The organism is Shewanella oneidensis MR-1, assembly GCF_000146165.2.
In the GTDB taxonomy this organism is placed as follows: Bacteria; Pseudomonadota; Gammaproteobacteria; order Enterobacterales; family Shewanellaceae; genus Shewanella; species Shewanella oneidensis.
Genome location: NC_004347.2, coordinates 3,513,594 through 3,537,302 on the forward strand (window position 1 = coordinate 3,513,594; position 23,709 = coordinate 3,537,302).

Sequence of the window (23,709 nt, forward strand, 5' to 3'; positions counted from 1 at the left end):
ACGAGGCAGCATTAATTTGTCAGTTTAAAGTAGTCAACTAACGCTTAGTTTAGTTGCCCGAATAGCTCAGTCGGTAGAGCAGAGGATTGAAAATCCTCGTGTCCCTGGTTCGATTCCGGGTTCGGGCACCATTATTCTGTAGTAAAAGTTTAGCCGGCATAGCTCAGTTGGTAGAGCAACTGACTTGTAATCAGTAGGTCCCGAGTTCGACTCTTGGTGCCGGCACCATATAAACAAAAAAGCCACTCAATGAGTGGCTTTTTTGTTTCAGCCATTTAGATAAATGGCAATACATCAACAGAAAGTCGAAATTGACTTCCCTCCCGATAATTCGAGTCGGTCACAGGTTCAATCTCGTGATTGCCAGCACTATCTAAATACAAACGCAACTTATCAAGTGGCGGTTTTATTTGCAGCTTTTCATATTCAACAACGAATGCCTGAAGCGATTAGTTTATGCTGCAATCTACTAATGAACTTTTTGCCACAAATGATACGTCATTATCAGCTCGCGATTAATCGTATTGTCTCTAATTGCCCATAAAACAGTATTAACCCATTGATACTTTAACCAAGTGAATCAAGATCGCTGGGATGAAACCACTTATCAAGGCGTTTTTGTTTAATACTTGGCCAGTCGAATTAAAAGGGCTTGCACAGCGAAAGCGAGCACTATATGATACGCGCACTTCGAACGGTTGGGGTGTCAAACACTCAGTTTGAAGTAGACTACTAACACTTAGTTTAGTTGCCCGAATAGCTCAGTCGGTAGAGCAGAGGATTGAAAATCCTCGTGTCCCTGGTTCGATTCCGGGTTCGGGCACCATTATTCTGTAGTAAAAGCTTAGCCGGCATAGCTCAGTTGGTAGAGCAACTGACTTGTAATCAGTAGGTCCCGAGTTCGACTCTTGGTGCCGGCACCATATAAACAAAAAAGCCACTCATTGAGTGGCTTTTTTGTTTATATGGTGTTTCTAAAAATCAAGGCATCAAGAGTGTATAGCAACTGACTTCCAATCATGCCAGTGGGTTCTGAGTTCGACTCTAAAAACCTGCACTCTATAAAAACAGCTATTTAATTGACTCATGCATTACTGGCCTATCACCGGCTTGTACTTGATGCTGTAAATGTCGCCAGCTATGAGTTAATTCATTAAGCGGTTCTTTTCGCTCTGGAAAGCTGGCAGATAGTTTACCAATCATATCAATTTGTTTTTTGCATAATAATGACCAACGGTCAGCGTTTGATAGGTACATGGCGTTTTCCTTAACAATGGGAGTGACATTTCCTTACTCGATTAAGACTAGGACAGAATCTTTAGCTTGCCAAATTAAATTTGCGTGTTGGCGCACTGTTAAACTTCGCGACTCCAGAGTATCTTTGTTTTACAAACATAAGATAGGAGGCATTATGACAGCCACAGTTTTTAAACTCATTTTTATCGCGATTGGTTTGTTTCTGGTTTATAAACTGATATTTGGTGGTAAGAAGGGATTCACTATTTTCGAAATGCATTTTAAAGACGGTCGCATGACACATCATAAAGGCAAAATCCCTGAGCGTTTCGAGAAGGAATGTCGACATCTTGCTAAAGCGGAAAAACTCACTTGCACAATCAGAGCTGAGAAAAATACCGACGTCCGTTTGCATATCTCTGCCAACGTGAATGACAATCTACAACAAAGGATCCGTAATCTATTTCCCTTTGAGTATTACGATAAAAAAACTATCGGTAATAGTCGCCAAGCAGGTTAAGCACTTCTGTTTGTCAGCCCTTACTTCATGAGTAGGGGCTAACCTTCTCAAATTCTGGTTAGAATTTAACTGGGTCCTTTGGTGCCATTTTGCCATCTTGACGGGCATCGCGAATACTGCGCTCATTATCTTGCACCATAGCATCGCTACTCGACTGATTAGGAGCAGCTTGTTTCTCTGAAGTGTCTTCGAAACGAAAATCAATGTTAGAACAAGCAGTTAAAGAAATGCTCGCTAACACAGCCAGTAACATCCAATGCTTTTTCATTATGTGATTCACGATAGATTGCTTTATGCCAATCTAGTGCAGTCAAAGAAAGATTATTAGCCAAGCCATACCGTTAACATTGAGAGCAAGCCAGTTAATCGAGTTTTTGGATCACTAAGGTCACTTTAGCAACAGTAACCCCCCACTTAATAATGTCGCTTTTATTTATGATGGTATTGTCATTAACCAAAAACATCCAATCATCAAAATGCACTTGGTATTCATCGCCATCCACAGGCAATAACATATCGTAGCGCCAGCGCAGCGCACTTCCCCTCGCCTCACCGACTGCAGTACCAATAATATCGCCAGCAGTCCCGGTATAATTTCCATCGCCTAGGGAGGTTATGCGCCAGATACGGGTTTGAGTTTTACCGTCATCATAGACAAACCATTCATCGATAACACCTTCGTTCCCTTGCCAGCTAGCCTCCATAGTGACATTGAATTTGCGGATCACTTTGCCACTAAAATCCTCCACGATACCCGATGCCTTAAGCGGCCCATTAAAGAAGTTTTCCAATTTTAATGGAGGATTTGTACCTTGATAATCACTCACCTCAACCGAGGAACAACTCGATAATAGGCTAAGCATCAATAAACTTAAGATGATATTTTTGCCCCAATTCAGCTTTAACAATCGCATGATTTTTCTCCTAATAATTGCGCTCGTAAACTTGGACGACTGGTTTTAGTCGATAACCAAATGGCTAAAAAGGCCTGTGAAAATTGTGGATCTTGGATGAGCCTGAGGGGTTGTTGGTTAAAATAAAACTGGCTCTGGTTTGAGTCTATAAGCTTAAAACTTAAATGATCACCTAGCGCAACATTGGGCCAAATGCCCTTAAGTAAATTAAGCCAGTTACCAATATCACTATCGGCGTAACCTAGATGTCGCCATTGTTCGGCTGTGGCTTCGAGTAAATCTGCAGCATCAATATCACGATAATATTCAATATCTAACAGTTGCGGATACTCCCCCTGTTGATACTGACCGGTTGGCGTCATGAGCCTAGCTTTATATAAGTTGAACCACAACCAATCCATTTCGCCGCGCCCAACCTCAACAAGATCTTTGGTCATCGAGTTATCGACCGCAGACGTTGAATTTGCATATCCACAAAAGGGTAAGAACAACCCAAAGATGACGCTAAGATACGCTTTAGTCGATAGCATAGACATCTGACTTCTCCACTTAAAAATTAACGATCGCACAGGCGATGAGTTTCTAGCCCATAACGACTTATCTGCCTATCACTACGGGATATTTTGATAAACAGCGGCAATAAGATAGCCCAAACAACAGCAAGGATAAGCATGGAAACACTTTCGCCAAAAGGAAGCGTCACCGCATTAAATTGTGCGCCCGCAATGTAGCTAAGACTGCCAAATACACCGCCCAATATAACCTGCAAAAGAATAGGTAAAGCACGCATAAAAATAAGGCTATGGTGCAGGCTCAAGGCAAAATGCAGCCATAGACAGGCGAGCCACCAAGGTAAAACGGTAAACTCAAATACCCCGAACAAGGTAAGCAGGACATCAATAACGATACCCAGCAGCCCCACCTTAACCATGGTACTGAAGTCCCGAAGCACAGCTTGTCGGTTTTCAACTAAAGCCAACAGCATAAAATGAATCAATAACAAAGGGATATTGAGAAGCAATACTCCATTTCCCCATAAGATGCTACTCCACCAAACACACTGAAAACTCAAGGCGTTATAGATAATAAATCCTTGAAGCTTTGACATATTTTTAATGTATCTGACCATAGGGAGCATCTCAGCGCGACGTTAGCAACGGTTAATCGCATTGGGTAAACGATACCCAGGGCGCACAGCCACTAAATGCACAGTGCTTGTGGTGCGCTCTAAAAATCCGCCTTCGCAGTAACTGAGGTAAAACTTCCACATGCGAATAAAATCTTCGCCATAACCAAGGGTTTGGATTTGGGCAACGGAACGGTCAAAGTTGTCGTGCCAATCCTTTAAGGTTTTGGCGTAATCTAAGCCCATATCATCGATTGACCAGACCTGCATATCGGTGCGCTTCGCTAAATGGCCAACCATTTGCTGAACCGAAGGCAAACAGCCGCCGGGGAAAATATATCGCTGAATAAAATCAACGCTTTTACGATAACTGTCGTAACGTTGATCTGAAATCGTGATTGCCTGTAATAACATCCGCCCTTCGGGTTTGAGTAATGATTCTAGCTTTTTAAAGAACCCTGGTAGATATTCATGGCCTACGGCTTCAATCATCTCGATAGACACCAATCTATCGTATTGGCCGCTAAGATTTCGATAATCCTCGGTCAGCAAGGTCACACTATCGCTTAGCCCTTCACGTTCGACCCGCGCTTTAGCATAGGCATATTGGGCATCGGAGATGGTGGTGGTCGTAACATGCACACCATAATTTTTAGCTGCATAAATCGCCAAAGCGCCCCAACCTGTACCGATTTCTAATAGGGTTTGCCCCGGCTTTAAATCGAGCCGCTCGCAAATGGTTTTGAGCTTGTGTAGCTGCGCATCTGCAAGACTTGCCTCGCTATGGGGATACAAGGCACTGGAGTACAACATTTCACGGTCTAAAAACTGCTCGTACAACGCATTGCCCAAATCGTAATGGGCAAGGATATTGCGTTTCGAGCCCTGTTGCGAATTACGATTCAATAAGTGCTTAAGGCGATTAATCGTGCCAGTAAGCCAACTAAATTTGGCTTCAATCTGGTCAAGTAGCGGCAGATTTCGGGCAAAAAGTTGCACGACTTTGGTTAAATCAGGGCTGCTCCAATAGCCTTGGATATAGCCCTCACCAGCACCTATGGAGCCTGACAACATCACTTGACGATAAAAGCTCGGATGCTTCACCACTAGCGTTGCATGTAGGTCACTATGATGCTCACCAAAACGATAACTTTTATCGCCCTCGACTATGGTTAAACAGCCGTTTGGAAGATTTTCTAATGCTTTTAGCAGTAGCTTACGGGCAAGACTGTCAGGCAACTTTGCCGTCACAACAGAAGATTGCGATGCAGTGTTTTCCATATTATTTCTCCATTTGAGCAGGATGTGGCACAAAAGGCACTCGTTTGTAGAACAGCTTTAACGCCTGCCAATAAATCCCACCGAAAATTTTCAGCGTCATAAAAGGGAAGCGAAACAACAGTGTGCGAAGTGATGCGGCATTAATTTCTTGGCGACTCATTGAAAGCGTTGCATTAAATAAACGCTTGCCTGAATGATTCGGCAGATTTTCAATTCCAATATTTAAGCGTTCAGAGGGGGGCTCAACATGCCACTTGTAGCGCATGTCGAGGTCCATAAAGGGGGAAACATGGAACACTTTATCAGTGGTGTTAGAGACGGACAAATCCACTAAATAACAGTGCCTTTGATCCCAAGGTGTATTGCTCACCTCAGCAAGCATATATAAAGGTATTTGGTTTTGATAACAAAAGTAAAAATTTACCGGACTAAAATACACACCAAAATGCCGAATTTGTCCAACAAATAGCACTCGATTACATCGCTTTTCGCCACCTAATTCTGCCACTTGCTGAAGTACTCGGCTCTTGAGGGCTGAAGCACTCGGCTCCTCTACGTCGAGTTTACGGCTAAGATTGTCCTTTGAGGTAAACGTGGTGAGATAGTCCGCAGGATTAAATCGCAACAAGGCGCGGCGCTGACTGGCAAATATCCGCCCCATACGACTGATAGAATCAACCTCATCCAAATCAATCGCCAGCAACGCCATTTCGTAGCTAAAGTGATGTTTTATAGGCATAAAGCGACTATGCGTCACCGTGCCATAGTAAATACCACTCTTGAGCTGACTCATAGACTGACCCCAAAATGGTCGCAAACTTCTACTGCACTGCGTACACCATCCTCATGGAAACCATTGTGCCAATAGGCCCCTGCAAAATGGGTACGGTTTTGGCCAGAAATCTCTTCCCGCCTTGCCTGTGCCAGTAAACTACGTTCGTTAAAGACAGGATGAGCATAGTTGAAACGACGCAGAATTTTCGACTCATCAATGAGCTCGCTCTGATTGAGCGTCACACAAAACGTAGGCGCATCTGCGGGCAAGCGCTGCAGGATATTCATATTATATGTCACTGATGCGGGGCGTTTTTTATCGCCATCTAAGCGATAATTCCAACTTGCCCAAGCCGCTTTACGCTTAGGTAAAATGCGGGTATCCGTATGCAATACCACTTCATTATTTTGATACTGTAAGTCGCCCAAAATGGCTTTTTCGGCGGAGGTTGCATCGGTTAGCATCCCAAGCGCTTGATCACTATGGCAAGCCAATATTACTTCATCAAATTCATACCACTGACCATTGACACACAACTTGACACAATCTTCATGGCGTTCAATTGAACTGACTGGGCTGTTTAAATGGAGGTTATCTTTAAATGGTGCAATTAAATCAGGAATATAACTGCGAGAGCCGCCCTTCAGCACATACCATTGTGGTCTGTCAGTCACATTTAACAGTCCGTGATGCTCGAAGAAACGGATAAAAAAGCGCAGCGAAAAAGCACGCATATCTTCAATACTTGACGACCAAATTGCCGCGCCCATTGGCAAAATATAGTGCTCTGCAAAAAAAGCTGAAAAGCGCTCTCTGTCGAGGAAATTCCCTAGGTTGGTATCAGGATATTGATCCTGCTGATAAATAGCCTTGCAGCTTTTATTAAACCGAACAATTTCATTTAAAAAGGCCCAAAAGCGCGGATTCAGAAGGTTACGCTTTTGAGCAAACAAACTCGCAAAGTGATGGCCATTGTATTCAAGCCCTGTGAGCACATTGTGCACGCTAAAACTCATCTCAGTCGGCAAAATACTGACATTAAGACGCGCCAACAAACGCTCGAAAAGGGGATAAGTTCTATCGTTAAATACGATAAATCCGGTATCTATCGCATAGGTTTTACCTTGATAATCCACATCCACAGTGGCAGTGTGGCCACCGATATAATCATTAGCTTCAAAAACCGTTACCTTGTTGGCCTGACTCAACAAGTGGGCGCAGGTCAAACCTGAAATCCCTGTACCTACAATGGCAATATTTTTCATCTTTTGGTGCCCTTTAGCGCTTGTGCTTGGCTATCTCTTTGGATCATTTTTTGCCATACAAATGCAGGTAAAAATGACATCAATTTCAGTAAATAAGTAAATCGTTTTGGAAAATGGATCTCTGCATCACCGCGTTCTATTCCAACACGAATCGCCAGCGAAGCCTCATGCACATCAATTTGCATTGGCATGGCAAAGTCATTTTTGGCGGTTAAAGGTGTTGCCACAAATCCTGGGCAAATCACGCTGACACCAATATTATCTTGCGCAAGATCGAGTGAGAGACTCGCGGCCAAGTACTTAACGCCCGCTTTAGATGCGCCATAAGCCTCTGCACGGGGAAAAGGCAAATAAATCGCGCTGGAACTCATCAAGGCTAATTGCGCGCTCTTTGGCATTAGAGGTAAAAATGCCCCTAAACAGTAGCCCATCGCAATCAAGTTAGTATGAATTACCCGCTCAAAGAGCTGATCGTCAAAATGTTTTGCATCGTCGATATACTCACAACTACCTGCGTTGAGGATAACAACATCTAATAGACATTCACTACTTGAGAGCATATCGCCTAGCTCAGAGGCCGTCTGCTGGACTTGAAGGCGATCAGTAACATCAAAACTCAAGCAAGTGGCGCCTATCAATTCAGTCTGCGCCAACAAATCAAGTTTTGTGGCGTCACGGCCACAGGCAATCACATGCCAACCTAAGGCCAAATAATCCTTCGCTAACTGCAAACCGATACCGGAGCTTGCCCCTGTTACCAGCACTGTGTTGATTTTTTTGCTGAGTAAAGAGGCCATTACTTTGCAGCTCGGTCTTTAAGCAGACGGATAAGCCCGCCCATACAAGGCAAATGCTCATACAGCATTTGCCCAAGGTCGAAATAATCCCGATGAAAATAAATCCGCTGATGAAACTTAAGCTGGCTCATCCCATCAACCCGAACTACCTCTCCTTTATTGAGCTTAGGATGACGATATTGCATTTGCCAAAACAGCGAGGCTTGGGTGTCATCCTGTAATACTTCTTTGATTTCAAAATGAATATAGCCGATATTTTGATAAAGCTTGGCAAAATACTGTGTCAGCGCGTTTAGGCCATTCACTTGATGCATAGGATCGATAAAACAAATATTGTCATCATAGACCTCTGCAAGTAGATGCAGGTTGTCCTTGTTTAACGCTTGATAGAGGCCGATAAAATCATCTACTAATCCGCTATGCTCAATCTTCGCTTGGTTTATCATCCAGACACTCCCTGAGGGATAAGTATTAAGGTTGAACTTATGGTCTAAGCCTTTTTCAGCACACCTAGTACCGTCAGCGCCCTTGCCCTTGCTGCATTGTGCTCAACAATCGCATTGGGATAATCCGCTTGCGATGCAAATAACGGTGCTTCAAACAACGAAGGCATTTTTTGCTGATTGGGTTGGTGCAATCGCGTCACGCCCCAAGATGCGAGTTCTGGTAAGTACTTACGAATAAAGCGGCCATCTGGATCAAACTTTTCGCTCTGGCTCATAGGATTAAAAATCCGAAAGTACGGCTGCGCATCACAACCGCATCCAGCTGACCACTGCCAGCCACCGTTGTTAGCCGCCAGATCGCCGTCGATAAGATGCTGGCGGAAATACCGCTCCCCCCAACGCCAATCAATAAGCAAGTGTTTGGTTAAAAAGCTCGCCACCACCATACGCAGACGATTATGCATCCAGCCCGTTTGATTAAGTTGCCGCATGGCCGCATCCACTATCGGATAGCCTGTTTTGCCCTCACACCAAGCTAAAAACTCACTTTGATTATTACGCCACAGCACATGATCGGCTTGGCGATTAAAGTTGTTTCCCTTTGATAAATCAGGAAAAGCCACCAGCAAATGACGGTAGAACTCCCGCCAAATCAGCTCATTTAGCCATGTTCGCCCTGGGCTTGTGTCATCAACAATGACTTCAGGGAAACGTTGTAATAGCGCCGCGACACATTGCCTTGGGCTGAGTACGCCAATCGCCAAATAAGGGGAGATAACACTGGTGCCATCAATGGCGGGGAAATCTCTATCTTGCTTATAGTCTTGCACTTTTTGCTGAATAAATTGATTAAGCAGCCGCTTGGCTTGCCCTTCACCTGCCGCCCACTGCTCACTCGAGATAAGCGGATTTGGTGCGGTTTGATTGAAGCCTTTTTTAGATGACGCAATGTCCTTACTCGCAGCTAAATAAGTCGACCCGATATTTTTAAAAAATAATGGCTTAGGCTCAGACAAGATAGAGCCTAGCGGCGCGGGCACACCTAGCGGCAAAATGGCCTGTTTTGCGGCAACCTCTCGCCACTTGCGACTAAAAGGAGTGAACACCCGATACATGTCACCACTTAAATTAAGCACGGTTCCCGGTGGTAATAAGCAATGTTCATCACTAAGTGACAAAGGAATTCCCGCTTCAACACAAGCTTGATCGCGCTTTTGCTCATTGATCTCAGGTTCTTGTCCTGCAAATACCCGTCCAATACTATGCTCTTCACAATAACTCGTTAAAAATGCGGGAATATCTCTAAAGCTATCGAGTTGAATGAGTTCAAATTCAACCCCTAAGCTCACCAGTCCTTGGGCCAGTAGATTCACATGCCGCTGAATAAAGTCGAGTTGAATTGGCGCGATATCATGCTGATGCCATTGACTTGGGGTGGCGATGTAAATCGCTTTAAGCTTGGCGGCATGATGTTGCCTTACCCAATCACAGGCGGCCGTAAACGCTTGATTATCGGTAAGGCGCAGATCTTGCCGAAACCACATTAATGCATGTTTCCCCGACCTGTTTTGATTAACGCTCATCGACAATCCCTCCTTGAATTTGTTCGGCGTTAGCCATGATTTTCTGTCTGCGGTGCTGCTTTTTGTGGTGCTGCTTCGCGGTGGCGATTTGTCCAATCAAGTCGGCTACATTCGGGGCAATAAAACCTGATAATGCAGTTAATGTGGGCGCAAAGGGACCTATGAGGTAGCAAGCCAGTGGCATTGTGTCGAGCAAGGTTTGTAGCTCAGTTTGCTTTGATAGCGAATGATTTGCCTCTGGTAATAACACTAAAGCATCAACCTTAAGTCTGTTATTGATAAGCCCAAGACTGCTGATATGTTGCACGCCAAGATTAATCACAGTGACTTTTAACTCGGCAAGCTCCAATAATATTACGAGGAAAGATAAACGGTTAGTAAGGCTTGAACTGGACGCAAGAGTAGGCTCTGTATTTTTTTGCGATGTAACATAAGGCAAACGCACTAACGCAATCTGGGGCGAACTTGCTAGCCCCGCCGCGCTTAAACGCCCACCGATACGGCTAGCTAACTCACTGTCTAACCAAGCAAGCAGCAGCTCAACATCTAAACGCGGCTCCAGTAAAGGCATTAATTGTGCAAACCAAGCATGTAGCAGTTTTTGTTTAACCAATTGAAATGGATATAAGCCCAAGGTTTCATCCAAAATTTGGTGAAACGTGAGCTGATCTAACTCAAAAAGTGCAGCATTTAACGCTAATATCTGCTGATGCCAAATGTCTGACTTTTGAGATTGCGCACTCGCGACATCGAGCGCTTTAGCCGAACTCATCAATAATGGTTTTACCTTACTGATGGCAACGCCTTTTGCTAACCATGCATTAATCTCATGAATTTGTTTAATATTTTCGGCATTATACAACCTGTGCCCCTTGGGAGTACGTTCAGGGATAACAAGCCCAAAACGGCGCTGCCAAGCCCTTAATGTCACCGCATTAACGCCAGTAAGCCGCGACACCTCACCGATCGGCAGTAATTGGCTACTGCAGGGATTATCAGCTGCAAGCTCTAAATTATGATCTTCCATTTTTGTCTCTTAACGCGTTAGTCTGAATGCCTAGCCTAGGGCGTGTTGTGCTAAACCACCCCGCAAACCACTCTTATCCGCCCCCAACTAATAGGCGTAACGTAACTTTAATTCCTCTGGATGAGGATTTAAGTACACTTGATCTTCAATATAAGGTGTTGGAAATTGTCTTAAGTAGTGATTAATCAAGGTGATAGGTACCAATAGTGGCAAGAGTCCTTGACGATACTTCATAATCATCTCTGACAGCTCTAGCTTTTGCTCCTTGGTTAAATGCTTTTTAAAATAGCCCTGAATATGCTGTAAGGTGCTGGTATGGTTTTTACGGGTCGCATTGATTTTTAAGGCGGCCATAAAGCCGGTAAAATAGCAGTCAGCGGTCGCTTCAATATCCTCAATATTGGCCACAATGGGCCCAAGCTCGCGATACCATTTGGGACTATGGGCCATTAATAAGTACTTATAACGGGAGTGAAATTTCACTAACTTATGCTTAGTTAGCCCCTCGTGACGCATCTTGTGCCAATCGTGATAGGCATAGACCCTTGTAAAAAAGTTTTCCCGCAGCACCATATCGTGCAAACGCCCTTCTTCTTCAACCGGTAAATGGGGATAACGTTCCATCAATTTGCGGGCAAATACGCCAATACCGGATTTAGAGCCGTTATTGGTGCCAATCTTGTACTCTGTCACACGTTCCATTCCGCAGGTTGGGGATTTAGCACACAGCAGGTACCCCCCTAAAAAATCTAACTCTTCTACTTTGCGCTCACTAAAATCATTGAGTTTTTCGGTGACATCCAAGCTACCATCCCCACTCTGTACTCGAATTTGCTCACCATCGCGTACTAAACGAATACTTTTACGGGGTGCACCTAGACCAATCGCCATTTCTGGACAAATAGGAACATAATCAAAAAATGATGCAATTTCTTGATTACAATAGGAGGAATTTTTATGACCGCCATCAAAACGAACCTTTTCTCCTAAGAGGCAGGCACTAATCCCTATTTGAATACGCTGTGGATTAAACTTGTACATAATGAGATTCCTTGTATCACTTTAGATACTATTACGGACCATTCTTGTACAAGGATCAAGTTTTTGTACAAATTTCTATAAAAATGATTTCTTCCTAAAAATCCAACGAAAGTCGACTTAGTTTGGCCCTGATATTGCTTAATTTATTGGCCCGTTGGCGCGGCAAGTAAACGATAAACAAAACTCGGGAGAAATAAGGACATGACAGTAATCAATACCAATAGCTATGCGGCAATTGCACTGAGTCAGTTAAAATCAGCTCAAACCCAGCAGAATCAAGCCGTATCAAGCGGCGCCGCAAGTACTAGCACTCAAACGACTGCTCCCCAAGATACTGTGACACTATCAAGCAACCACTCTCGCGACGCCGAAACAAGGGATACTTATAGTCAGTTAGCGCCCTGCGCCAAACAAAACTACAACACCAATGTGCAAAATATTGCCGGCGCTACAGAAACTAAAAAACCGGATAATAGATTAGAAGCAGCCATGCTAGCGATCCTCGACAAACGCACTGGTGTTGACAGGGAAAAACTTAAAGAGATAGATGAGGAGATAGCCAAAATAGCTGGCGATAACAACTTATCCGAAGAGGAAAAGGCAAAACAAATTGAATTACTGCAGGCAAAAAAAGAGAAACTGATTAGAGAAGCCTCCGAGAAAAATGAAGAGCGGCAACGCAATAACCAATCTGAAGTGTATTTTAGTTAACTGGCCGAGCTGAATGGCAAGCATAACTAGCCAACCTCATCGTCATGCAAAGCCATTGGCGAAAGGATTGTCCGCCCTATCGAAGGGCGGCTCGCTATCCAAATAAAAGCTTAAACAACCCTAGTCGCCTTAATTAGCGCTTTTTACCACCTAAGGCGCGTTTTTTAGCCCGTTGTTTTTGAGCGGCTTTGCTATTGCGTCTCGGCTCGGGGAGCATTTTGTTAAAATCAGGTTCAAAGCCGGGATACCATTGTTGTGGCAGACGTTTATCGAGCAGTGTCTCGACCTCTTCTAGCAGTAGCGCATCTTCTTGGCTAAAAAGCGTAATTGCCAAACCAGCGCTACCGGCCCGGCCAGTTCGACCGATACGGTGAATATAATCTTCAGCAATAAACGGCAATTCGAAATTAATCACATACTGTAGCTCGGCAATATCGAGCCCTCTGGCAGCCACATCGGTGGCAACTAAGACTTGCACAAGTCCTTGTTTAAATTCCTGTAATACTTTTTCTCGTGCACCTTGGGATAAATCGCCGTGGAAGGACTGCGTCGCCACCCCTAGCTTATTAAGTTGGGCTGTTAACTTATCGACCCCTTGTTTAGTGCGGCTAAATATCAACACTTGCTGCCAGTTTTTGCTGCGGACTAAATGACTGACAAATTCAGTTTTACGATCGCTATCAATGGCATAGACCCGCTGCTCTATCTGGGCTGCGGTCGTATTAGGTTTAGCCACTTCAATCCGTTTGGGGTCACGCAGGAGATTTTTACTAAAACTAAAAATCGAATCATCCAAGGTGGCGGAAAACAGCAGGGTTTGTCTCTGGGCTGGCACTTGTTTTAGCACGGCTTGGATTTCATCCATAAATCCCATATCAAGCATACGGTCGGCTTCATCAAATACCAGTGTGTTCAATTGGTTAAGATTAAGTGCACCTTGACGCAAATGATCAAGCAAGCGGCCAGGGGTTGCAATCAAGACATCAATCCCTGCGTTAAACACCGCTTGCTGCGCTTCAATACTGACTCCGCCATAGGCAATCCCTACACGAATATCTGTTCCTTTCGCATATTTTACAAAGCTTTGCTGAACTTGTAGTGCCAACTCCCTCGTCGGCACTAAAACTAAGGCGCGGATTGCTTTCGCCGCGTGATCGCTTTGGTTATCAGCCATTAACAACTGCAGAATCGGTAAGGCAAAGGCTGCGGTTTTCCCCGTTCCTGTTTGAGCCCCCGCCATGACATCTTGTTTTGTTAAGATCGCGGGAATAGCCTCGACTTGAATAGGCGTTGGCTGCTGATAGCCAAGTTCAGCTAAGGTGTCCACTAATTGGGTATTTAAAGAAAGCGCGCTAAAAGACATGAAACATCACCAAAAGCAATCATGTCGCAATGTTAGCAGACCGGACTGACAGCGACCAGTTTACGATCGCCTCAGTCACATCATGCAGCTCAATCACGGCCTAATTATTACTTAAGTTTGGTAAAAAAGGCCTCAACATCCGCCGGTAATTGTGGGCGACTAAAGAGATAACCCTGTGCTTGATCGCAAAGGTTTTGAGTTAAAAAGTCGGCTTGCTCAGCAGTTTCGACGCCTTCAGCCACGATTTCTAACTTTAAAGCATGGCCAAGTACAATCACCGCTTTAGCAATGGCGGTATTGTTGGTATCGAAGGGAATATCGCGAACGAAGGACTGATCGATTTTAAGCTTATGAATGGGAAGCTTTTTCAAATAATTAAGTGATGAATAACCTGTACCAAAATCATCCACTGAAAGCACGATGCCCAGATCGCCTAACAATTTTAAATCACGTATCGCAACATCTGGATTGTTCATCATCACGCTTTCAGTCACTTCAAGCTCCAGACAAGTGGCAGGTAAGCCAGTTTGCGTTAGGATACGTTTTACATCCTCTACAAAGGAGTTGCGTTGCAACTGCTGCCCTGCGACGTTAACCGCAATCCGACCAAACTGTTTACCCGCGGCCAACCAATGCACGCCTTGCTGACAGGCGGTTTCAAGCACCCACAAACCAATATCGTAAATTAAGCCACTTTTCTCGGCGACGGGAATAAACACACTCGGCGAAATTTGCCCTAAAATCGGATCGTTCCAACGCAATAGCGCCTCAACACCAACAGTTTTACGGGTCACTAGATCCACTTTGGGCTGATACATCAAATACAACGCATTTTGCTCAAGCGCACCATAGAGCGCACTCTGCAATTTTAAATGTTCGATTGACTCTTTGGTTAACGATTCAGTGTAAAAGGCATAGTTATTTCGCCCCTCACTCTTAGCACGATACATGGCAGCATCAGCATTGCGTAACAGCGTATCGGCGTTACTCCCATCACTTGGGTAGAGGGATACTCCCATGGTGGCGGTTAAACGCAAATGATCCCCAGTGCTTACCACAAAGGGCTGCTCAAACACTTGTCGTAATTGGTTAATTGCCGCGGTTGCATCCTCATGATATTGAATGCCCGAGATCAGCGCCACAAACTCATCGCTACCAATCCGTGACAACACGTCTTGCTCTTGCAACTGGCTACGAAGGCGCTTTGCAAGTTCCACCAGCATTTCATCGCCAATGCTATGGCCAAAACTGTCATTAATGTGTTTAAACAAATCGACATCGATAAAGACTGTCGCTAACTGTGAATTAAGCCTTTTCGCATGCATAATTTCTTGCTTAAGCTGTATCATCAACTTCATGCGATTAGGTAAGTGGGTAAGTGGATCAAAATAAGCTAAATGAGCAAGCTGCGCTTCACTCTGTTTTTGAGCGGAGATATCGGCAAATACTGCGACAAAATAGCGGATCTCCCCCACCTCATCATAAATGGCACTGATCGTGATATTTTGCGGAAAAATAGTGCCGTCTTTACGCCGATTCCAAATTTCACCATTCCACTTACCGCCTCCGAGTAAGTTATTCCACATGGTTTCAAAAAAGGCTTTCTCGTGGCGGCCAGAATTAAATAAGCGTGGATTTTGCCCAAGTAACTCTTCCCGCGAGTACCCCGTGATCTCATAAAAGGCACCATTAACATCGGTAATATTACCGTGCCTATCTGTCACCACGACACCTTCGAAGGAGTGTTTAAAAACATTGGTGGCGAGGGTAAGTTGTTCTTCCACTTCTTTATGTTTAGAGATATTACGGGTCATGCCTATCACCCCCGCCAATTCTCCATCGGGCGTTAAGGCGGGGAGTTTGAGGGTTTCAAGCCATAGGTGGTTGTTTTTATTTTCACCATCCAAACATTCAGCAACAATAATCGGCGCCCCAGCCTCAATGGCGAGCCTGTCACCATTGAGAAAAATATCTGCAATCGCTTTGCCAAATAAATCTTCGTCCGTCTTGCCGACAATGTCACTGCGGGGTAAATCCCAAGCTTTTTCAACACTTTGGTTGCAAATGGTATAAACACCCTCGGTATTTTTGACCCAAATATGCTCTTCAAAACTGTCGATAAAGGTTTGTAAGTCAATAATATCAATCGATTGTGCATCACCGCGTAACACGGTCATTTGTTGTCGTTGCGCTCTATGCAACTCGCTCAAATTAAGCTGCAGACTATTTACAGTAAGGGATGCGAGTTGCAGCGCCTTATCATCTAACTGCAAAGCCGCCTTATGATATAAACAAAATACGCCAAAATGCGCGCCAGAACTCCAGATAATGGGCAGATAAATCAAGCTTCCAAGCCCTGCATCACGCCACTGGGGCATCGCTTTTACATCTGGGATCAACGCCTGTTGATATGCAGCAGCATGGCGCACATCCACTGGAAGATTGACCTGGTACTGGCTAAAGGTGCTTGATTCGTTGAAAGGATTATGGGGAGCGGCGCGGGTAGATGAGGTATTAACTTTAGGCGTGGCGTTTTGGTAAAGGTTTAAATGTGCTTTATGATTAAAATGCCGTATTAGTGCTTCAATATCATCTTGTTGGCACAGTTCAGACTGGATTAACTGACGATATTCACCTGCTGCATTCACTTTTAAAATCACCGCATATGACTGAGTGATATCGGCAACCAACTGTAAGTCATTTGCCCAATCTGTTAACTGCTTTTGTGAAATTGCACAATCAATCATAAGCTTACTAACTATAGCCTCTACAATCCCATGTTAACTGAGAGCTAAAAGCGCCCTCCACTAAAACACAGCACTTACAGCAACCATTGATAACTCACCATCAGACGGTAACCAATACTAGGTTCAACAGCCAAAACGAGTAACAATCCTACATCTGGTTCGCAGATATTACCGCAGACACTCAATCATCGTCATTCACTAATACATAAATATTTGACTTATTTGCTGATTACTTTGTTCAGATAATGCGATTTAAACAGCATCGCAACAAACAGAACGCTTACTGGTAAAGGTTAAGCTGACAGTGTTCAAAAAATGGACAAACTACGAACGATTTAGCCAACAGTCATTTGCATTCGATTACAAACTTACTTGTCTTGATTTTGTATGCATCAATCTACCAGAACAAACAAATCCGCATTTCAAGACAGCAGTACGCTCGCGCAAGATTATTTGAACAGAAATTACCGCATTTTCATTGACAATAACATTATCCTATTGTCTACAATGGAAATAATCAGGAAGAAAAACAAGGATCTTTATGCCTACCGTGCCTACAGTCGTACCCGCCATCCCATTAACGAGTCAGCAGATTTATCGAAGGTCCGAACTTCAACAGCTTAGTGCTGAATGCCACTCTACTGCCCAGCTCACGCCACTTGATGATATTGTCGGTCAAGAACGCGCCCAGCAGGCGGTAGAATTTGCCATGGGGATCAAAGAAAAGGGCTATAACATTTACGCTATCGGACAAAATGGTCTCGGTAAACGCACCATGATGTTGCGCTATCTCAATCGCCATGATCCGATTGAACCCGCGTTATTTGACTGGTGCTATGTGGTGAACTTTGACGATACCCGTAGCCCCAAAGTATTAAAACTCACCGCAGGTACGGGGCTAGAATTTAAGAAATCCATCGAAAAACTTATGCTCAAATTGGTGAGGGCATTACCCTTAGCCTTTGATAACGAAATGTATTATGCAAGGGCAGAAAAACTCAAAAGCCAACTGACACAAAAACAAGAAGCCGTACTCACAGAGTTAAGTGAAGAAGCAAAACAAAAAAACATTAGTCTGAGTTTAACCATGCAGGGGGATTATCAAATGATCGCCCTCAACGGTGACGAGCCCCATGATGAAGCCACTTTCAGCGCCCTCACTGAAGCCGAGCGTAATCAATTTGAAAGTAATATCAATGGGCTAGAAGTAAAACTAAGAAGCATTATCCGCCAAAATACCGAATGGGAAGAAGAGTTTAGTGATACCCAGCAGGAACACGATGAACAAGTTGCTAAGGATGTGTTGGTACACTTTTTTAAACCTTTGAAGGATAAATACAAACACCAACCTGATGTCAGAGCATTTTTAACCGGCATGCAGGCAGATATCCTAAGTAATTTAGATATTTTCCTTGAAGAAAGTGAAGAACAACTCGCCCTTGCCTACGCCTCACTTGAAAAGAAAATGCCCCGCCGTTATCAGGTCAATGTACTTGTGAGCCAAGGCGAGCAGAAATACCCCATCGTCGTAGAAGAAAGCCCTAGCTACCACAGCCTGTTTGGTTATGTTGAAAACGCCACCTTTAGAGGCACAGTGTTTACCGACTTCTCATTGATCCGCCCTGGTAGCTTACACAAGGCAAACGGCGGCGTACTGTTAATGGACGCCATAAAAGTGCTTGAACGCCCCTATGTTTGGGATGGTTTAAAGCGAGCATTACGCTCTCGCAAGTTGGATCTGAGTTCATTAGAGCGGGAAGTCTCACTGTCGGGCACCATTTCATTAGCACCGGAACCGATCCCGCTGGATGTAAAAATCATCCTATTTGGTGACCATGAAACCTATCAACTATTACAGCATTATGATGCTGATTTCATTGAACTATTTAGGGTAACTGCCGACTTTGAAGATGTCATGGACAGAAGTGACGCCTCCGAAGCCCACTACGCCCGATTTATTTCCAGTATCGTCCACGATAACAACATGTTGCACTGCGACCGCAGCGCCATTGCACGCATCATTGAATACAGCTCACGTGAGGCGCAGGATCAACAAAAGCTCTCGCTCCACTCCGCCAATATTGCCAACCTATTACGGGAATCAAACTTTTGCGCTAAAGCCGTATCAAGTAAGCGAATTGAAAAACAACATGTTGAACAAGCGCTAAAAAATCAACAGAAGCGCGTCTCCCGTCTACACGACAATATTATGGAAAGCTTTGTTAATGGCACGACGCTAATCAATACTCACGATAAAGTCGTTGGTCAAATCAATGCATTATCTGTTGTTTCCACTTCAGAACATCAATTTGGTCTGCCTAATCGTATCACTGCCACGACTGCTTATGGCAAGGGGGAAGTCCTGGATATCGAACACAGGGTCAAACTTGGTGGGCGTATTCATTCTAAGGGCGTACTGATCCTCACCGCCTATTTAGCCTCGGTGTTAGGTAAAACCGCGCAAATTCCCCTCACCACTTACCTCACCTTCGAGCAATCCTACAGCGGTGTCGATGGTGATAGTGCTTCAATGGCCGAATGCTGTGCCATTATCTCGGCCATCAGTGAGTTGCCCTTAAGACAAGATATTGCCATTACTGGCTCAATGAATCAGTTTGGTGAGGCTCAACCTATCGGCGGCGTTAATGAGAAAATTGAAGGCTTTTTCGATGTGTGTCAAATCAAGGGCAGAACCTCGAGTCAAGGGGTGATTATTCCCGAGTCGAATATCGCTAACTTAATGTTACGCCAAGATATTGTTGAAGCAGTTGAACGTGGTGAATTCCATATTTGGGCGATTAACCATGTCACTCAAGCGATGACCTTGCTATTAGGTAAAACCGCAGCAACAGTACAAACCAATGAGAGTAAACACATAGATCAATATGCACCGGAGTGCATTTTTGGCATTGCCCAGCAAAAACTTAATGCCTTAAGAGCACTCAGTAAAACCAATTCATAGTCTCGATTAAACAACAAATACACAAACCAAAAGGGTTAGCTTAGCTAACCCTTTTATCAGCGTTACGATATAAGCCTTAAATTAAACTTGCTAACATCTCGTCGCTATAAGCCACCAGCTCCTCGCTGTTACGCACTTTAGCCACATAATCAGGGTTAGCAATAAAGGGGCGACCAATTGCAATTAAGTCAAATTTATCCTCTGCAATTGCCTTGCTTGCAGTCTCTGCACTATAGCTGCCTACACCGACTAGCGTTTTGCCATAGTGAGCACGCACATAACTTGATGCTGTGCCGCCTAAGTAATCAAATTCGATGCTGTCATCGAAAATACCGATATGCACAAAGGCCAGATCGCGCTTTTCTAACTCAGGAAGTAAGTAATCAAAAACAACACGGTCACGACTATCACTTGCCATATTGAAATAGGCCCCGGGGGAAATACGAAGGCCTGTTCTGTCGTGACCAATACGCGCAATAATCGCATCGACAACTTCTAAGGCAAACCGCGACATATTTACAGGTGTGCCGCCATATTCATCGGTTCGACGGTTACTGTCGTGATGTAAGAATTGATCAATCAAATAGCCATTGGCACCATGGATCTCAACACCATCGAACCCCGCTTCAATCGCATTCTCAGCCGCCTTGGCATAATCACGCACCAGCCCCTGAATATCTTCAACTGTTACGGCTTTTGGCGTCACATAGGTGAGTTCACGCATTCTTGGCACACTGCCTTCAATTTTCTGAGCAGAAGGAGCCAGCACATCACCACCACCGAAGAAATGCGGATGAGCAACACGGCCCGTATGCCATAATTGCACAAAAATCTTACCGCCATTGGCATGCACTGCATCGGTCACTTTACGCCAGCCTGCAATTTGCGCTTGAGTAAAAATACCAGGAGTATTTGGGTAGCCTTGGGCATCAGGGCGAATAATGGTGGCCTCGGAGATAATCAACCCCGCCTCAGCACGGCGTGCATAGTAAGCCACCATATCATCGGTAGGAACCAAATTTGCATCGGCCATACAGCGCGTTAATGGCGCCATTAAGATACGGTTTTTTAAGGTAATGGTGTCATTAAGCTTGTAGGTGTCGAATAAATTTTCTACTGAGTTAACTGTATTTTCTATCGTCATTGGTTTAACCCCATTCTTGAATGTACGTTCAAGATATTACTATTTGAATGATCATTCAAGAACATTTTTGAATGTTTGTTCAATATTAGGTAGAATCTCCGGCAAGTATAGGTTAGAGGTAAGAATGCAATGCGAAATGCAGAGTTTGATAGGGCACAAGTGCTCAGAGGGGCAATGGCCGCCTTTATGCGAAAAGGATATACCAAAACCAGCATGCAGGACCTTACCCAAGCCACCGGACTGCACCCTGGGTCCATTTACTGCGCCTTTAGTAATAAACGTGGGTTGCTCATTGCCGCAATCGAGCAATATCAACAGGATAGAAACGAGCAGTTTAAGCTTATCTTCTCCAACACTCGACCAGTGCTTAATAATTTAAAAAACTACTTAGACAATGTAGTCGTCGAATGTATCAGTTGCGATAGCCAGCAAGCCTGTTTACTCACCAAGGCATTAAATGAAATCGCAGAACAAGATGATGAGATTCAACATATTATCAGCCAGAATTTACAGCTATGGCAGAACGCACTCACCGCACAATTTGAACTGGCAACATCTCAGGGGATATTGCAGGGAGAGCTCAATAGCGAGCAAAGAGCACAATACCTAATGATGGGCATTTATGGCTTACGAACCTTCGCTCACACTCATCCGCAGGCAGAGATATTGCAACAATTAGCCAACAAACTGTTTGATGATGTTTGCAGATAACTGCTTGTTTTATAAATAAAGACTAAAATATTTTCACTCGTTAGGCCGCCATTTCCATCAAATTTAAGCGCTGAATAAACATAAAGCAAAAGGACGATAAATCAGCTTTATCGTCCTTTATGTAGGTATTTTGCATGTACAATTCTTGTTTTAATTAACCGATATTTGCCTGCGCAAAAACCCGCTCACCCAGTGAGTTCAATATCTTGCATTCACCTTCTAGCACGGCAATGATGGATTTTCCTTTTCGAAAACTGGTAGGGATCATTACACGGCCAGACTCACTTACGGGTAAATCTTGTAACACCGCGTTGTGCATAATTAACCCGACTGGTGCATCATAATACAAAACGGTAACTGTCGCTTGTGTTGCTTGCATAACCTTTAACTCACATTAAGCAGAATCTACTGCAATCGATCAAAGTGGCAAGAGTCTCCCTTCATCTCTTATAACAACAAAAGTCAAAGATTTTTTACCATTTAAAATCAATCAACTAAAAATCCAAAGCGACATAAACTTATACAGCTGATAAAAATATCATCGCGCCATGAATGCTTAGCTATTTAAGCACTTCAGCAAATAGATGCCAATCTATTTCTATTTTGTTACTCAAATTCGCGCAACCGATCACATCTCATCAACAACACCTAGTGAGTAGTTATTCATAAAATAGAATAAAAACACTAACTTTTTATATTACTGAAGCGACTTCGCTTTAAACCCGATTCTAAATCCGCCCCAATGTTTGCCATTTACATAAATTGGCACTGATAAATCATGCATAACTTCACCAGTATCTCGTTTATAGGTTTGTAGTAATACGGGATCTGTATGGGTCCCGCAGCGGATACCTGTAGGATCGTTAAATAAGCGTTTTGTGCGATTTTTCGCCATATCAACCTCAACTTTACCCGTTAATGCTTGGCTAAAGCACTTATTATGGGTTGGGAAATAACCTTTTTTATCAACGGCTCCGGCATAAATAATCTCACTATGTTTAGCAAGAATCGGTTCTTGAATGGCGGGAAAATATTGATCGGTGAAGCGGTCAAATGCAGTGGTATATTTTTGTGGCTGGGTATTCGCAATAGGCTGATATTTAGGATTAAAGAGTTCCGCCTCAGTAAAACTAGCGTTAGCTAATCCCTGAGCAAGTTTCTCGCCGCAAGCTTTTGCCGCTTCGTTAGCGAGTAATAGCACTTGTTGATCAAAGGTTTGAGTGTCCCAGTGCGACAGCGCTTTAAATATGCCTTCCGTTGTTAATGTGAGGGTAAACGCCTGCTCAGAAACCACCATGCTTTGTCTACCCGTCACTGTCAATGAGTCTCGGATCTGTGCTACCGAGGTACTAATCTCATTGGTGGTGTGATTATATTGTTTAAGGGAGTCTTCCATATCCCCGAGGGCATGCGCCGAGTGAGTCACAGAGGTTGAGATATCAGTAAAATGGCTATCTAACGCCGCTATCGCCCTAACAACATCAGCAGTTTGTAGAACAACTCGCTCCATTAAGGCCGAACTTTTATCTGTTTCCGCACGAATTTCGAGCAACATTTTACCGATATCCTGAGTTGCACCTGCCGTTTTTCCGGCAAGGCTTCGCACCTCATCTGCCACTACCGCAAAACCACGACCTTGCTCTCCCGCCCTCGCTGCTTCAATGGCCGCATTCAACGCCAGTAAGTTTGTTTGTTCAGCCACCGCATTAATGACTTCGGTGATTTTTTGAATTTGTTCAGCTTTTGACTTTAAGGCCAGCACTTGCTGAGCGGCTGTGTTGATATCCGTATTTAATGATTCGATAGCAGACACGCCCTTTTGTGCTTGAGTTCGGCCTTGCACACTCAAGCGCTCTGCCTCCTGAGTTTGGACTAAAATGCTACTCGCATTATCCCCAAGCAAAGCAGTCGTATTACTCAATTGCGCAGCCGCTACCGCGATAGCACTCGCATGTTCGCCATTAGACTCAATGGATTTTTTCAATAAATCAATAAAATGTGAGACCTCAGCTGAACCAATCGCAATCTTACTGGTTTGGACACTAATATCATGTTCAGCG

21 protein-coding genes, 4 tRNA genes and 1 pseudogene are annotated in these 23,709 nt (G+C 44.1%); 8 read left to right on the forward strand and 18 right to left on the reverse strand.

Annotation, left to right across the window (positions count from 1 at the left end):
• The first annotated feature begins 55 nt into the window (after positions 1 to 55).
• The 4 genes from SO_RS15720 (at position 56) to SO_RS15735 (ending at position 923) form a co-directional block, all read left to right on the forward strand.
• Positions 56 to 131, forward strand: a tRNA-Phe gene (locus SO_RS15720).
• Between the two features lie 21 nt (positions 132 to 152).
• Positions 153 to 228: transfer RNA gene (locus SO_RS15725), tRNA-Thr, on the forward strand.
• A 522-nt stretch (positions 229 to 750) separates the two neighbouring features.
• Positions 751 to 826 (forward strand) — tRNA-Phe (locus SO_RS15730).
• A gap of 21 nt (positions 827 to 847) precedes the next feature.
• A tRNA-Thr gene (locus SO_RS15735) sits at positions 848 to 923 on the forward strand.
• A 148-nt stretch (positions 924 to 1,071) separates the two neighbouring features.
• Here SO_RS15735 and SO_RS15740 read toward each other — a convergent pair.
• Positions 1,072 to 1,257 (reverse strand): hypothetical protein, encoded by a 186-nt coding sequence (locus SO_RS15740; RefSeq protein ID WP_011073240.1) that lies wholly within the window; start codon positions 1,255 to 1,257, stop codon positions 1,072 to 1,074.
• A gap of 154 nt (positions 1,258 to 1,411) precedes the next feature.
• On the opposite strand from SO_RS15740, the gene SO_RS15745 reads away from it, so the two are divergent.
• Complete coding sequence (locus SO_RS15745; protein ID WP_011073241.1) at positions 1,412 to 1,756, forward strand: DUF3634 family protein; 345 nt, start codon at positions 1,412 to 1,414, stop codon at positions 1,754 to 1,756.
• A gap of 58 nt (positions 1,757 to 1,814) precedes the next feature.
• Here the strand turns inward: SO_RS15745 and SO_RS15750 are convergent, their stop codons facing one another.
• From SO_RS15750 to SO_RS15805, 12 genes are all read right to left on the reverse strand, one after another.
• Positions 1,815 to 2,024 (reverse strand): hypothetical protein, encoded by a 210-nt coding sequence (locus SO_RS15750; RefSeq protein WP_011073242.1) that lies wholly within the window; start codon positions 2,022 to 2,024, stop codon positions 1,815 to 1,817.
• Positions 2,025 to 2,118: 94 nt separating this feature from the next.
• Positions 2,119 to 2,670 (reverse strand): DUF3833 domain-containing protein, encoded by a 552-nt coding sequence (locus tag SO_RS15755; protein WP_011073243.1) that lies wholly within the window; start codon positions 2,668 to 2,670, stop codon positions 2,119 to 2,121.
• Positions 2,658 to 3,206, reverse strand: coding sequence for a chalcone isomerase family protein (locus tag SO_RS15760; protein ID WP_011073244.1), 549 nt, complete (start codon positions 3,204 to 3,206; stop codon positions 2,658 to 2,660). Before SO_RS15760 ends, SO_RS15755 begins: the two co-directional genes overlap by 13 nt.
• 20 nt (positions 3,207 to 3,226) lie before the next feature.
• A complete protein-coding gene (locus tag SO_RS15765; protein WP_011073245.1) occupies positions 3,227 to 3,799 on the reverse strand; it encodes a DUF2878 domain-containing protein in 573 nt (190 codons plus the stop codon).
• 21 nt (positions 3,800 to 3,820) lie between these two features.
• Positions 3,821 to 5,077, reverse strand: coding sequence for an SAM-dependent methyltransferase (locus SO_RS15770; RefSeq protein ID WP_011073246.1), 1,257 nt, complete (start codon positions 5,075 to 5,077; stop codon positions 3,821 to 3,823).
• 1 nt (position 5,078) lies between these two features.
• Complete coding sequence (locus tag SO_RS15775) at positions 5,079 to 5,870, reverse strand: DUF1365 domain-containing protein (protein WP_011073247.1); 792 nt, start codon at positions 5,868 to 5,870, stop codon at positions 5,079 to 5,081.
• On the reverse strand, positions 5,867 to 7,117 hold the full coding sequence (locus SO_RS15780; RefSeq protein WP_011073248.1) for an NAD(P)/FAD-dependent oxidoreductase: 1,251 nt from the start codon (positions 7,115 to 7,117) through the stop codon (positions 5,867 to 5,869). The genes SO_RS15775 and SO_RS15780 overlap by 4 nt, the downstream gene beginning before the upstream one ends.
• On the reverse strand, positions 7,114 to 7,914 hold the full coding sequence (locus tag SO_RS15785) for an SDR family NAD(P)-dependent oxidoreductase (protein ID WP_011073249.1): 801 nt from the start codon (positions 7,912 to 7,914) through the stop codon (positions 7,114 to 7,116). The genes SO_RS15780 and SO_RS15785 overlap by 4 nt, the downstream gene beginning before the upstream one ends.
• Entirely contained in the window at positions 7,914 to 8,360 is a 447-nt protein-coding gene (locus SO_RS15790) for a nuclear transport factor 2 family protein (protein ID WP_011073250.1), read from the reverse strand. Before SO_RS15790 ends, SO_RS15785 begins: the two co-directional genes overlap by 1 nt.
• A gap of 44 nt (positions 8,361 to 8,404) precedes the next feature.
• Entirely contained in the window at positions 8,405 to 9,943 is a 1,539-nt protein-coding gene (phrB, locus tag SO_RS15795) for a deoxyribodipyrimidine photo-lyase (RefSeq protein WP_011073251.1), read from the reverse strand.
• The gene (locus SO_RS15800) at positions 9,933 to 10,970 is read right to left on the reverse strand and encodes a MerR family transcriptional regulator (RefSeq protein ID WP_011073252.1); all 1,038 of its coding nucleotides are present in this window, start codon (positions 10,968 to 10,970) and stop codon (positions 9,933 to 9,935) included. The genes phrB and SO_RS15800 overlap by 11 nt, the downstream gene beginning before the upstream one ends.
• 87 nt (positions 10,971 to 11,057) lie before the next feature.
• The gene (locus tag SO_RS15805; protein WP_011073253.1) at positions 11,058 to 12,011 is read right to left on the reverse strand and encodes a YbgA family protein; all 954 of its coding nucleotides are present in this window, start codon (positions 12,009 to 12,011) and stop codon (positions 11,058 to 11,060) included.
• 201 nt (positions 12,012 to 12,212) lie between these two features.
• Between SO_RS15805 and SO_RS15810 the strand changes: the two genes are divergently transcribed.
• On the forward strand, positions 12,213 to 12,722 hold the full coding sequence (locus SO_RS15810) for a hypothetical protein (protein WP_011073254.1): 510 nt from the start codon (positions 12,213 to 12,215) through the stop codon (positions 12,720 to 12,722).
• A gap of 133 nt (positions 12,723 to 12,855) precedes the next feature.
• On the opposite strand, the gene SO_RS15815 is transcribed toward SO_RS15810, so the two are convergent.
• Entirely contained in the window at positions 12,856 to 14,085 is a 1,230-nt protein-coding gene (locus tag SO_RS15815) for a DEAD/DEAH box helicase (protein ID WP_011073255.1), read from the reverse strand.
• Positions 14,086 to 14,192: 107 nt separating this feature from the next.
• Positions 14,193 to 16,832: a sensor domain-containing protein gene (locus tag SO_RS15820; protein WP_011073256.1), complete on the reverse strand. Its 2,640-nt coding sequence runs from the start codon at positions 16,830 to 16,832 to the stop codon at positions 14,193 to 14,195.
• A 541-nt stretch (positions 16,833 to 17,373) separates the two neighbouring features.
• Here SO_RS15820 and SO_RS15825 point away from each other — a divergent pair.
• A complete protein-coding gene (locus tag SO_RS15825) occupies positions 17,374 to 19,794 on the forward strand; it encodes a Lon protease family protein (RefSeq protein ID WP_011073257.1) in 2,421 nt (806 codons plus the stop codon).
• A 76-nt stretch (positions 19,795 to 19,870) separates the two neighbouring features.
• Here SO_RS15825 and SO_RS15830 read toward each other — a convergent pair whose 3' ends face one another.
• Positions 19,871 to 20,938 carry an alkene reductase gene (locus SO_RS15830; protein WP_011073258.1) on the reverse strand — a complete coding sequence of 356 codons (1,068 nt, stop codon included), beginning with the start codon at positions 20,936 to 20,938 and terminating at the stop codon, positions 19,871 to 19,873.
• A gap of 129 nt (positions 20,939 to 21,067) precedes the next feature.
• Here SO_RS15830 and SO_RS15835 point away from each other — a divergent pair, with 129 nt between their 5' ends.
• A complete protein-coding gene (locus tag SO_RS15835; RefSeq protein ID WP_011073259.1) occupies positions 21,068 to 21,649 on the forward strand; it encodes a TetR/AcrR family transcriptional regulator in 582 nt (193 codons plus the stop codon).
• Between the two features lie 154 nt (positions 21,650 to 21,803).
• On the opposite strand, the gene SO_RS15840 is transcribed toward SO_RS15835, so the two are convergent.
• Both SO_RS15840 and SO_RS15845 read right to left on the reverse strand, forming a co-directional pair.
• Positions 21,804 to 22,028 carry a TIGR02922 family protein gene (locus SO_RS15840; protein WP_011073260.1) on the reverse strand — a complete coding sequence of 75 codons (225 nt, stop codon included), beginning with the start codon at positions 22,026 to 22,028 and terminating at the stop codon, positions 21,804 to 21,806.
• A 318-nt stretch (positions 22,029 to 22,346) separates the two neighbouring features.
• Positions 22,347 to 23,708: pseudogene (locus SO_RS15845) on the reverse strand (methyl-accepting chemotaxis protein); the annotation flags it as partial.
• Position 23,709 lies beyond the last annotated feature (1 nt).

What these genes read in the sequence shown, in the direction of transcription:
- SO_RS15740 (WP_011073240.1), bottom strand. Translation starts at nt 1,257, where the DNA reads ATGTACCTATCAAACGCTGACCGTTGGTCATTATTATGCAAAAAACAA.
- SO_RS15745 (WP_011073241.1), top strand. Translation starts at nt 1,412, where the DNA reads ATGACAGCCACAGTTTTTAAACTCATTTTTATCGCGATTGGTTTGTTT.
- SO_RS15750 (WP_011073242.1), bottom strand. Translation starts at nt 2,024, where the DNA reads ATGAAAAAGCATTGGATGTTACTGGCTGTGTTAGCGAGCATTTCTTTA.
- SO_RS15755 (WP_011073243.1), bottom strand. Translation starts at nt 2,670, where the DNA reads ATGCGATTGTTAAAGCTGAATTGGGGCAAAAATATCATCTTAAGTTTA.
- SO_RS15760 (WP_011073244.1), bottom strand. Translation starts at nt 3,206, where the DNA reads ATGTCTATGCTATCGACTAAAGCGTATCTTAGCGTCATCTTTGGGTTG.
- SO_RS15765 (WP_011073245.1), bottom strand. Translation starts at nt 3,799, where the DNA reads ATGGTCAGATACATTAAAAATATGTCAAAGCTTCAAGGATTTATTATC.
- SO_RS15770 (WP_011073246.1), bottom strand. Translation starts at nt 5,077, where the DNA reads ATGGAAAACACTGCATCGCAATCTTCTGTTGTGACGGCAAAGTTGCCT.
- SO_RS15775 (WP_011073247.1), bottom strand. Translation starts at nt 5,870, where the DNA reads ATGAGTCAGCTCAAGAGTGGTATTTACTATGGCACGGTGACGCATAGT.
- SO_RS15780 (WP_011073248.1), bottom strand. Translation starts at nt 7,117, where the DNA reads ATGAAAAATATTGCCATTGTAGGTACAGGGATTTCAGGTTTGACCTGC.
- SO_RS15785 (WP_011073249.1), bottom strand. Translation starts at nt 7,914, where the DNA reads ATGGCCTCTTTACTCAGCAAAAAAATCAACACAGTGCTGGTAACAGGG.
- SO_RS15790 (WP_011073250.1), bottom strand. Translation starts at nt 8,360, where the DNA reads ATGATAAACCAAGCGAAGATTGAGCATAGCGGATTAGTAGATGATTTT.
- phrB (WP_011073251.1), bottom strand. Translation starts at nt 9,943, where the DNA reads ATGAGCGTTAATCAAAACAGGTCGGGGAAACATGCATTAATGTGGTTT.
- SO_RS15800 (WP_011073252.1), bottom strand. Translation starts at nt 10,970, where the DNA reads ATGGAAGATCATAATTTAGAGCTTGCAGCTGATAATCCCTGCAGTAGC.
- SO_RS15805 (WP_011073253.1), bottom strand. Translation starts at nt 12,011, where the DNA reads ATGTACAAGTTTAATCCACAGCGTATTCAAATAGGGATTAGTGCCTGC.
- SO_RS15810 (WP_011073254.1), top strand. Translation starts at nt 12,213, where the DNA reads ATGACAGTAATCAATACCAATAGCTATGCGGCAATTGCACTGAGTCAG.
- SO_RS15815 (WP_011073255.1), bottom strand. Translation starts at nt 14,085, where the DNA reads ATGTCTTTTAGCGCGCTTTCTTTAAATACCCAATTAGTGGACACCTTA.
- SO_RS15820 (WP_011073256.1), bottom strand. Translation starts at nt 16,832, where the DNA reads ATGATTGATTGTGCAATTTCACAAAAGCAGTTAACAGATTGGGCAAAT.
- SO_RS15825 (WP_011073257.1), top strand. Translation starts at nt 17,374, where the DNA reads ATGCCTACCGTGCCTACAGTCGTACCCGCCATCCCATTAACGAGTCAG.
- SO_RS15830 (WP_011073258.1), bottom strand. Translation starts at nt 20,938, where the DNA reads ATGACGATAGAAAATACAGTTAACTCAGTAGAAAATTTATTCGACACC.
- SO_RS15835 (WP_011073259.1), top strand. Translation starts at nt 21,068, where the DNA reads ATGCGAAATGCAGAGTTTGATAGGGCACAAGTGCTCAGAGGGGCAATG.
- SO_RS15840 (WP_011073260.1), bottom strand. Translation starts at nt 22,028, where the DNA reads ATGCAAGCAACACAAGCGACAGTTACCGTTTTGTATTATGATGCACCA.